General features: G+C 68.6%; 1 protein-coding gene. It reads right to left on the bottom strand.

Annotated elements, in window-relative coordinates; translation table 11 throughout:
• On the bottom strand, nucleotides 1-2,384 hold a 2,384-nt coding region (locus tag V7Z98_RS17795), incomplete at its 3' end, for a 3-hydroxyacyl-CoA dehydrogenase/enoyl-CoA hydratase family protein (RefSeq protein WP_442951860.1).
• Nucleotides 2,385-2,387 lie beyond the last annotated feature (3 nt).

Genomic DNA, 2,387 nt, shown 5'->3' with positions numbered 1-2,387 from the left:
CGCAGGGGCTTGCCGGTTTCGAGCATGTGGGCGATGCGCTGCTGGGTCTTTTCGCTCTTGAGCAGGTCGACGAATTCGCGCCGCTCGACGGTGAGCAGCCATTCTTCGTCCACCAGGCTGCCCGGTTCCACGTCGCCGCCGCACAGGGCCACCGCGGCGGAGCGGGCGACCCGGTAGTCGTAGGGGGAGATGAAGCCGCCTTCGGCCATGTTGGCGAGCATCATTTCCAGGGTGGCGATGCCGGGGCGGCCGCAGACCTTGATGTTGCGCGCCGGCAGGGGGGGGCGGTAGCCGGCGTCGGCCAGGGCCCGGGCGCGCTTGAGGGCGATGTGCAGCAGTTCGTGGGGGTTGAAGACGATGTCGTCGGACTCTTGGAGGAAGCCGTAGTCCTTGGCTTCCAGGGCGCTCTTGCCGACCTTGGCCATGGCGATGGTCATGAACACGTTCTGGATGTAGGGGAACGGGTCGTTGCCGGCCTGGGTCTTGGCGAGGTCGGAGGCACGCCGGGCGAATTCCTTGCTGCCGGCGCCGGCGGGAATCAGGCCGACGCCTGCTTCGACCAGGCCGATGTAGGACTCCAGGGCGGCGACCCGGTGGGCGGCGTGCATGACGAATTCGCAGCCGCCGCCCAGGGCCATGCCTTGCACCGCGGCCACGGTGGGGACCTGGGCGTAGCGCAGGGTCATGGAGGCGCGCTGGAACTTGGCGACGGTCTTTTCCAGCAGGTCGAACTGGCCGGCCTGGATGGCCTCGGAGACCTGTTGCAGGTTGGCGCCGACGGCGAAGGGGGCCTCGTGCCACAGGACGACGCCGTCCAGGTCCCGCTCGGCCCGGGCCACGGCCTCGATGAGGCCGTCCAGGACTTCGTCGCCGATGGCGTGCATCTTGGATTTGAAGGAGAGGATGCCGATCCGGGCATCGACCTGGGGCAGGGTCCACAGGCGCACCCCGGCGTTTTCCCAGCGGGTTTCGCCCAAGGCGGGGGCGGCTTCGCCGAGGACGGTCTCGGGGAAGAGCTGGCGCCGGTACACCGGCAGGGTGGAGCGGGGTTTCAGGGCCTGCTCGGTGGCGGACCAGGAGCCGGCGGGTTCGTGGACGCCGTTGCGCTTGAACACCCAGGCGGGCAGCGGGGCGGAGGACATGGCGCGGCCGGCGGCGATGTCGGCCTGGACGGCCTCGGCAATGGCGCTCCAGCCGGCGGCCTGCCAGGTCTCGAAGGGGCCTTGGGTCCAGCCGAAGCCCCAGCGCATGGCCAGGTCCACGTCCCGGGCGTTGTCGGCGATGTCGGCCAGGTGGTAGGCGCAGTAGTGGAAGATGTCGCGGAAGATGGCCCAGAGGAATTGGGCTTGTTTGTGGCCGGAGGCGCGCAGGGCGGCGAATTTTTCGGCCGGGCTCTTGATCTTGAGGATGTCGGCCACTTCCGGGGCAATCTCACCGGCGGAGGGGCGGTAGCTCTGGCTGGCCAGGTCGAGGACGTGGATGGCCTTGCCTTCTTTTTTGAAGATGCCGCAGCGGGTCTTTTGCCCCAGGGCGCCGTTCTGGATGAGGGCGGCGAGCCAGGCGGGGGCGGCGAAGTGGGGGTGCCAGGGGTCGGTCGCCAGGGTGGCTTGCATGGTGCCGATGACGTGGGCCAGGGTGTCCAGGCCGACCACGTCGGCGGTGCGGTAGGTGGCGCTCTTGGGCCGGCCGATCTTGGGGCCGGTGAGGGCGTCCACTTCGTCGAAGCCGAGGCCGAAGGCCTGGGTGTGGTGCATCACCGCCAGGATGGAGAAGACGCCGACCCGGTTGGCGACGAAGTTGGGGGTGTCCTTGGCGCGCACGATGCCTTTGCCCAGCCGGGAGACGAGCCAGGTTTCGAGCCGGTCGAGGGTCGCCGGGTCGGTGTCCCGGGTGGCGATCAGTTCGACCAGGTGCATGTAGCGCGGCGGGTTGAAGAAGTGGATGCCGCAGAAGTCGGCCCGCCGCTCGGCCGGGACGGTGGCGGCCAGCTGGTTGATGGACAGGCCCGAGGTGTTGGAGGCGACGATGGCGCCTGCCTTCAGGTGGGGGGCGATCTTGCGGTAGAGGTCTTCTTTCCACTCCATCTTTTCGGCGATGGCTTCGATCACCAGGTCGCACTCGCCGAGCAGGGAGAGGTGCTGGTCGTAGTTGGCGGCGTCGATGTGGGCGAGCCGCTCCCGGGTGGCCCAGGGCGCCGGGTCGAGTTTCTTGAGGCCGTCGATGGCTTTCTTGACGATGCCGTTCGGCTCGCCTTCCTTGGCCGCCAGGTCGAACAGCACGACCGGTACGTCGGCGTTGGCCAGGTGCGCCGCAATCTGCGCCCCCATCACCCCCGCCCCCAGAACCGCCGCCTTGCGTACTACTAGTTTGCTGGTCTCGCTCATGGT

It is taken from the genome of Oryzomicrobium sp., assembly GCF_036820405.1.
Lineage (GTDB): Bacteria > Pseudomonadota > Gammaproteobacteria > Burkholderiales > Rhodocyclaceae > Oryzomicrobium.
Note: the sequence above shows the minus strand (reverse complement) of the source record. Positions and strands in the feature narration are given on the sequence as shown.